A 7,460-nucleotide genomic window follows, 5' to 3' on the forward strand; every position below is an offset into this window, starting at 1 on the left:
TGGGTCCTCCGCGAATGCGGGGGGCTTTTTTCGTCGTGCAACCCCGCTTGGCACATTGCAGACCTAGGTTTCTGCTGGCAGCTGAGTGCATCGCGAGCCACGCTGCACATTTTATTTTTTGTTTTCCTTACGCACCGACGGGGAAACGGCTTGCCTGTGGTAGAATATTCTGCAGAGACTTTTTGCCGATTGGAGGACGAATGCGGTGAGTTATCAGGCATTATATCGAGTGTGGCGCCCGCAGACTTTTGGCGACGTTGTGGGCCAGGGCGCGATTACCCAAACGCTCAAGAACGCGGTCAGCAGCCAGCAAACCAGCCACGCTTACCTGTTTACCGGGCCGCGGGGGACCGGGAAGACGTCGGTGGCCAAAATTCTGGCGAAGGCACTCAACTGTCTGAACCTAGTGGATGGCGAACCCGACAACACTTGTGTGATTTGTCAGGCGATCAACAATGGTAGCCAACCTGACGTCATCGAAATCGATGCCGCAAGTAACAACGGCGTCGACGAGATTCGCGACATTCGCGACAAGGCCAAGTACGCGCCCACGGAAGCACGCGTCAAGGTTTACATCATTGACGAAGTGCACATGTTGTCCACAGGGGCGTTTAATGCGCTGCTGAAGACGCTTGAAGAACCGCCGGCCCACGTCGTCTTCATTCTGGCGACGACCGAGCCGAACAAAATTCCGGCGACCATCATCTCGCGGACGCAGCGTTTTGACTTCCGGCGCATTACCAGCGGCGACATCGAAGAGCACTTGCGCTACATTCTGGATGACAAGGGCATTACTTACGATGATAAAGCACTGGCCGTTGTTGCCCGCGCCGCCGATGGGGGGATGCGCGACGCGCTCTCCATCCTCGATCAGGTACTGAGCTTCGGCAACGACCACGTGACCGAAGAGAGTGCCCGCGCGGTCACGGGCAGTGCCACAACCAGCGACATGGGCAAGTATTTGCAGGCCTGCTTTAGCGGCGATGCAGCTGCGGCCATGACGACCGTGGACAGCATTCTCGGTGCTGGCCGCGACAGCGCGCGTCTGCTGGAGGATTTGATCAGTTATGCGCGCGACCTGCTGGTTTACCAGTCCGCTCCGAAGTTAATTGACGCGGCGGACATGGCGCTGCTTGATGAGCATTTTGCCGACCTCGCTAAAGAGATTCCCGCACAGTGGTTATTTGTAGCCATCGACATGATGAATACGACCGGCCAGCAGTTGCGGGCCACAAACCAGCCAGACCTGTACTTGCAGGTGCTGACGGTGCGGCTCAGCCAGTTGCAAAACGCGCCAACGGCCGCCAGTCAGCAGTCCGCTGCCGCAACACCGACAGCCAATGCTGCAGCGCCGGCAGATACCGGCGCCGTCAGTCGGCTAGAAGATGAGGTCAAACGCCTCACCGGTTTGGTCCGCGATATGCAGCAGGCACCGGTCAGTGCGGCGCCCACTAAGGCGACGCCACGCAAAACCGTGCGCCACAGCGTGAAGGTGAACACCGGGGCGATTTACCCCGTTCTGCAAACGGCTAGCCGTGCGGACTTGAACGCTCTGAAGGATGTGTGGCCAGACGTGCTGGACCGCCTTGCAGGCATGCGTAAAGGGATGATGCAAATCAGCGAACCGGTGGCGGCTAGTGATGCCGGCGTTATAGTCAGCTTTGATAATGACTTTTATATTGAACGGGTGAACAGCGACACTGAGCTGCTGAAGGAATTGACCGCCGGCCTCAAGGCAATGACGGGCAAAGACATGCGCGTTGTGCTGGTTGAGCAGAAACAGTGGCCAACGATTCGCCAGAACTTCATTAAGGAAGTGGGCTTTAAGCACGGCGACAAGCCGGCCACTGGTGATAAACAGGCCCAAGCGCCAGAACCGGAGCAGAAGCAGCCTGAAACCGCACCTGAGGTTGATAAGCTCACCGATTTGTTCGGTAAGGACAACGTCACGGTTAAAGACGATTAAACTTGTGAACACGATATTTTGAAAAATAAGGAGAACTAATTATGCCAAAGAACATGGGTATGGGCATGGGAAACATGCAGAACATGATGCGCCAAATGAAGAAGATGCAGCAGCAGATGGAAGACGAACAGGCTGCCATCAACGCCGCCAGTTTTGAAGGGATCAGCAGTCAGGACCTCGTTAAGGCCACCTTCACGGGCGACCGCAAGATGACCGACCTGACCATCAACCCTGAGGCCATCGACCCAGATGACCCTGACATGTTGGCTGATCTGGTGATGCAGGCCGTTAACGATGGGCTGCAGAAGGTGGACAAGGAAACCCAGCAGAAGATGGGCAAGTACGCCCGCGGCATGGGGATGTAATTAAAGGACCGGTGAGAGAGTGCAGTACCCTGACGCAATCAGTAAACTAATTGATTCTTACATGAAGTTGCCTGGCATCGGCGAAAAAACAGCGACCCGCCTGGCCTTCTTCACGATTGACATGCACAAGGACGACGTTGAGTCCTTCGCCAAAAGTCTGGTGGACGCCAAAACCAAGCTGCATTACTGCTCGATTTGTGGCAACATCACCGAAGACGACCCTTGCGTCATCTGCAGTGACCCGACCCGTGACCAGACGCAGATTTTGGTCGTTGAGCAAGCTAAGGACGTCATGAGTATGGACCGGATGGATGACTATCACGGCCTCTACCATGTCCTACATGGCGTGTTGTCACCAATGGAAGGACTCGGACCAGACGACCTGAACATCGCCAGTTTGTTGCGGCGCCTGCAAAACAACGAATCGGTCACTGAAGTCATCGTGGCGACCAACGCAACGCCAGAAGGTGAGGCCACGGCGAGTTACCTTGCGCGCTTGATTAAGCCAGCGGGTATTAAAGTAACCCGACTTGCGCACGGCCTGTCTGTCGGCAGTGACATTGAGTACGCCGACCAGATGACCCTGATGAAGGCTGTTGAGGGCCGCACGGAACTGTAGAATTCGGAGGGGCAAAATGTTCGGACACAAGAAAAAGAGCCAGCGCCAATTGGCAGATGATGAATTGCTCACGATGATTTACGCCGTCCGCGATGACCTGGCAAAAGAACGGCGGCTATTAAACGTCGCTGCTGACGCCGAGAACGAGCGCCAGAAGCAGCGAGTGGCCTTGCAAGAAGGCTTGTTTGACTTCTTGCACCGCCAGGCCCGTACTCGGGCAGTTGCGCCAACGCAGGTTGAGGCCTTTTCCGTTTTGCACAACTTGGAGCGGATTAACTAACTTCGATAGTGGCAACAATGCAGCACCAGCCAGCCTCCCGTGGGGAACTGCGGCTGGTGCTGTTTTACATAGGTCAAATGGGCGGGAAGATTTTGCAAACGCCCGCTATTACAGTAAACTGGTAGAAAAGGAGTGAGTGTTCGTGAGCAGATTCTTGACCTTCGAAGGACCAGACGGGGCCGGTAAGGATAGCGTCCTTGACGTCGTGGTGCCGCAGTTGCAGCAACATTTGACACGCGAGCTGGTGGTCACCCGTGAGCCTGGCGGCGACCCCATCGCGGAAAAAATTCGGGAATTGATATTGGATCCCGCTAATACGGCGATGGATGATCGCACGGAGGCTTTGCTCTACGCGGCTTCACGGCACCAACACTTGCAGCAAGTGATTGAACCGGCTTTGGTGCGGGGAGCGATTGTGCTCTGTGATCGCTTCGTGGACAGCTCAATTGCTTACCAGGGCGCCGGTCGCCAAATTGGTGAGACGGCGGTGGCCGAGATTAACGAGTTCGCCACCTCGGGGCGGACACCAGACTTGACCGTTTATCTCGACGTGCCCGCTCAAGTGGGACTGGAGCGGATTCGTAGTAAGCGCAAGGATATTCAATATGACCGCTTGGATCAAGAAGAGGATGCGTTCCACGAACGAGTGCGTGCAGCATACCTGCGCCTTGCTGCAGCCAATCCCAAGCGGATTGTGACTGTAGACGCCCAGCAACCACTGGCGGCGGTTTGCGCGGATACCTTAACCGTGCTGAAGCAGCACTTAGCTGCATACTGGCAAAATTAGACAAGCAAATGGAGGCAGGAGCATGAAACTAGTACTGGCAATCATTCAAGATCAGGATGCGGCGCGGCTCAGCGCAGCGTTCATTGATAACAACGTGCGGGCAACCAAGCTCAGTTCAACGGGGGGCTTTCTGCGCGCAGGGAACTCAACCTACATTGTGGGGGTTGAAGACGACCGCGTGCCCGCTGTTCTTGACATCATTAAGCACAACTGTCAGGCGCGTGATGAGTACACCACACCACCACTGGTTTCTATCGATGCTGCTGCTGGCGATGCGGCGGCGACGAACCCGATTGAAGTGCGGGTTGGCGGTGCGACAGTCTTCGTGCTGCCCGTTGACGCCTTTCACCAGTTCTAATGGCGACGGCAACACAGCTACAGCCGGGATTGACGGCGCAGTTTAGGCAGATTATTCAGGCTGACCACTTGAGTCAGGCATATATTTTTGTGGGTCAGCGCGGAACTGGTAAAGGTGCTATGGCGCAGTGGATTGCACAGCGGTTATTCTGCACCAATTTGCAAGATGGCTCGCCTTGCGGGCAGTGCGCTGAGTGCCAGCGGATTGCCAGTGGGAATAACCCCGACGTGTTAACGGTGCGACCCGAGGGGCAGAGCATTAAGACGGACGCGGTGCGTGCGCTAAAGGACGAGATGAGCAAAAGCTCAATGGAAGGCCACTCGCGGGTCTTCATCATTGAAGATGCGGACAAAATGACGACGGGGGCGGCCAACAGCCTGCTCAAGTTCTTTGAAGAACCCTATCCCGGAATGGTCATTATTCTCACCACCACGGCCAAAAACCGGTTGCTGCCAACGGTGTTATCGCGGGCACAAATCATCCAGTTTCCAGCGCCAAGTGTGCCGCAAGTTGCGGCGCACCTCGAAGAAGCGGGTGTGGACAAAAACATCAGTACACTACTCGCGTCTTTGACCAAGGACATTGCGGCCGGTGAAGCGCTGGCGGCTGATGAAGATTTCGGCAAGCAACTGCAGGCTTGTTTGGGTCTACTGGCGCTGCTGGCTGCGGATGACCGGATGGCCTTTCCGTACGTGCAGACCGACCTGATGAAAACGGTCAGCGACCGGCCGGGGCAAGAACGTGTTCTGGCTATTCTCGCGGCCGCTTTTTCCGAGGCGCTCGCCCGTTCTTACGGCCGCGAGCCGCTCGTTTTGCCGAACGCCAGCGAAATTACTGGTCTCAGCAGTTTGGGGCCAGCGCGGCTTGCAGCCGGCTTGGCCGCGGCACTGGAAGCAGCAGAATTATTGCGCAGCAACGTCGGCTTTCAGGCAGATGTCGAACGTTTTTGCTTGCGCGTTTTGAATCGGCAATAATTAGCGCGTCCGCGGAGCGGATGCGCTTAAAAATGAAACTGTGGCGGGCGCGGCTGTTAATTGGCGCGCGGCTTCAGAAGGGAAGCATGAAACATGGCGAAGACAGATCTTTTCGATGAGTTTCTGAACTTGAGTAACCAGTCCGCGGACTTAGCTAAGCAACTGGCCAGTTTAAAGGACGAAGTGACGGCGGTGCTTGAGCAAAACGCCGAATTGCGGATGGAAAATCAGAAGCTGCGCGAGCAGTACGTTGCGGCGCGCGGAGCAGCGCAGCCGAAGCGGACCAGCAGTGCGCTGCCGGCTTCAAAACAGAATCTGGAGAAAATTTACGGTGAGGGTTACCACGTCTGCTCCAAGTTCTACGGCCAGCACCTCGAGACTGGGGAGTCGTGCGCATTTTGCCTTGAAGCCCTTTATGGAGATCGTTAATGACACAAATTATTTCAAGTTTTGCGCAGCATGATAGTGGGACCTTGTATCTCGTACCAACGCCAATTGGGAACCTCGATGACATGACATTCCGCGCCATCAAGGTGCTGCAGGCCGCCGATTTCATCGCGGCGGAGGATACGCGCAACACGCAAAAGTTGCTCAATCATTTTGAAATTGAGACCAAGCAAATCAGCTTCCATGAGCACAATACCCAGCAACGGATTCCGGAGTTGCTCGCGCTTCTTCAGGAAGGTAAGAGTATTGCGCAAGTGAGCGATGCGGGGATGCCGTCGATTTCAGACCCGGGTAAGGAGCTGGTGGCAGCGGCGATTGACGCGGATATTGCGGTTGTGCCACTACCAGGAGCCAACGCAGGCATCACCGCGCTCATTGCCTCTGGCCTGGCACCGCAACCGTTTACTTTCTATGGCTTTGTACAACGCAAGAAGACTGCCCAGGCGGAAGAGCTTGCCGGCTTGGCGCACCATCCTGCTACACTGATTTTCTACGAGGCCCCGCACCGGCTGCAAAAGACTTTGCAGGCCATGGCCAGTGCTTTTGGCGGCGACCGGCGCGCCGTGCTCGCGCGGGAACTAACCAAGCGTTATGAAGAATTCGCGCGCGGCACACTGGACGAACTGGTCGAAGTCGCGGCCAATCCGCGCGGCGAGTACGTCATCATGGTTGCACCTGGCCCGCGCGCCGAGGAGCCGGCTACTGCCGAAGAACTGGTGCCGCTGGCCGACCGGGTCGACGCACTTGTTGCGGAGGGGCTCAAACCTAACGCGGCCATTAAGGTGGCCGCCAAGGAGCGCGGACTCAGTCGCCAGGACGCCTATGCCCAGTATCACCAGCTAAAGGAGTAGATGGTTTGCGTTATTCAGAAAAAATGCAGTTACCCTTTTATTTTGCCACCGAGAACGGCACGGTCAGTCTCGCAAACGTGGTGAACATCGTCCAACGCGTGTCTGAGAATCAGCTTGCACACTTGGGCGAGGGGATGGAAGCACTGACCACGCAGGGCGTGGGCTGGATTATTACCCAGTCGCAACTCGAATTCACGCGGGCACCACGGGCGGAAGAAGACGTCACCGTTTGGACCGAAGCACGCAGCTATAATCGCCTACTTTGCTACCGTGATTACGGTATTGATGCCGCCGATGGCACACCGATTGTTCGGGTCAGCAGTACTTGGGCAATGATGGATCTGCACAAGCGGCGGATCATTCCGGTGATTGAAGCGGCCATGGCCGGTATTGGCGCGGTTGCTGACAGCAAAGTCAAGCGCCTGCCACGCTTGCCTAAGTTGGGTCAACCAACGGGCAGTCAGGAATACCGAGTGCGCTACTTTGACATCGACGGGAACCACCACGTGAATAACGTGCACTACCTGGACTGGATGCTTGATCCGCTGGGGGATGAGTTCCTGAACACGCACGTGCCACAGTCAGTGAACATTAAGTATGCGCGCGAAGTGGAACGCGGCAGCAAGGTGCTGTCTGAATTCGCATTGCATACAGATACTGCGACGAGCGTTCACCAAATCAGTGTGGCCGGCAAAATGAATGCCGAGGCCGCCATCACCTGGACAAAACTATAAATAGTGGCTGGTGAATAATTTGTCCAAGCTATCTGTAACAGTTCCTTAACCCGTTATCGTTGTATAATAGATGCATAGG

General features: G+C 55.9%; 10 protein-coding genes. All 10 read left to right on the forward strand.

Annotated elements, in window-relative coordinates:
- Positions 1-205: 205 nt before the first annotated feature.
- The 10 genes from dnaX to EKM97_RS04820 all read left to right on the forward strand — a co-directional run bounded on the left by dnaX (position 206) and on the right by EKM97_RS04820 (position 7,381).
- Positions 206-1,966: a DNA polymerase III subunit gamma/tau gene (dnaX, locus tag EKM97_RS04775; protein WP_125571142.1), complete on the forward strand. Its 1,761-nt coding sequence runs from the start codon at positions 206-208 to the stop codon at positions 1,964-1,966.
- 53 nt (positions 1,967-2,019) lie between these two features.
- Complete coding sequence (locus tag EKM97_RS04780; RefSeq protein ID WP_125571152.1) at positions 2,020-2,331, forward strand: YbaB/EbfC family nucleoid-associated protein; 312 nt, start codon at positions 2,020-2,022, stop codon at positions 2,329-2,331.
- Positions 2,332-2,350: 19 nt separating this feature from the next.
- Positions 2,351-2,950, forward strand: a complete 600-nt coding sequence (recR, locus tag EKM97_RS04785; RefSeq protein ID WP_125571143.1) for a recombination mediator RecR — start codon at positions 2,351-2,353, stop codon at positions 2,948-2,950.
- Positions 2,951-2,966: 16 nt separating this feature from the next.
- Positions 2,967-3,230 (forward strand): DUF2508 family protein, encoded by a 264-nt coding sequence (locus EKM97_RS04790; RefSeq protein ID WP_125571144.1) that lies wholly within the window; start codon positions 2,967-2,969, stop codon positions 3,228-3,230.
- Between the two features lie 136 nt (positions 3,231-3,366).
- Positions 3,367-4,017 (forward strand): dTMP kinase, encoded by a 651-nt coding sequence (gene tmk, locus EKM97_RS04795; protein ID WP_404820203.1) that lies wholly within the window; start codon positions 3,367-3,369, stop codon positions 4,015-4,017.
- 22 nt (positions 4,018-4,039) lie between these two features.
- Positions 4,040-4,375 (forward strand): cyclic-di-AMP receptor, encoded by a 336-nt coding sequence (locus EKM97_RS04800; protein WP_125571146.1) that lies wholly within the window; start codon positions 4,040-4,042, stop codon positions 4,373-4,375.
- Positions 4,375-5,349 (forward strand): DNA polymerase III subunit delta', encoded by a 975-nt coding sequence (holB, locus tag EKM97_RS04805; RefSeq protein ID WP_125571147.1) that lies wholly within the window; start codon positions 4,375-4,377, stop codon positions 5,347-5,349. The genes EKM97_RS04800 and holB overlap by 1 nt, the downstream gene beginning before the upstream one ends.
- Positions 5,350-5,442: 93 nt before the next feature.
- On the forward strand, positions 5,443-5,778 hold the full coding sequence (locus EKM97_RS04810; RefSeq protein ID WP_125571148.1) for a DNA replication initiation control protein YabA: 336 nt from the start codon (positions 5,443-5,445) through the stop codon (positions 5,776-5,778).
- Positions 5,778-6,647 carry a 16S rRNA (cytidine(1402)-2'-O)-methyltransferase gene (rsmI, locus tag EKM97_RS04815; RefSeq protein ID WP_125571149.1) on the forward strand — a complete coding sequence of 290 codons (870 nt, stop codon included), beginning with the start codon at positions 5,778-5,780 and terminating at the stop codon, positions 6,645-6,647. The genes EKM97_RS04810 and rsmI overlap by 1 nt, the downstream gene beginning before the upstream one ends.
- Before the next feature lie 5 nt (positions 6,648-6,652).
- Complete coding sequence (locus tag EKM97_RS04820; RefSeq protein WP_125571150.1) at positions 6,653-7,381, forward strand: acyl-[acyl-carrier-protein] thioesterase; 729 nt, start codon at positions 6,653-6,655, stop codon at positions 7,379-7,381.
- Positions 7,382-7,460: the final 79 nt, after the last annotated feature.

The sequence above is a fragment of the Lacticaseibacillus songhuajiangensis genome (assembly GCF_003946025.1).
Lineage (GTDB): Bacteria > Bacillota > Bacilli > Lactobacillales > Lactobacillaceae > Lacticaseibacillus > Lacticaseibacillus songhuajiangensis.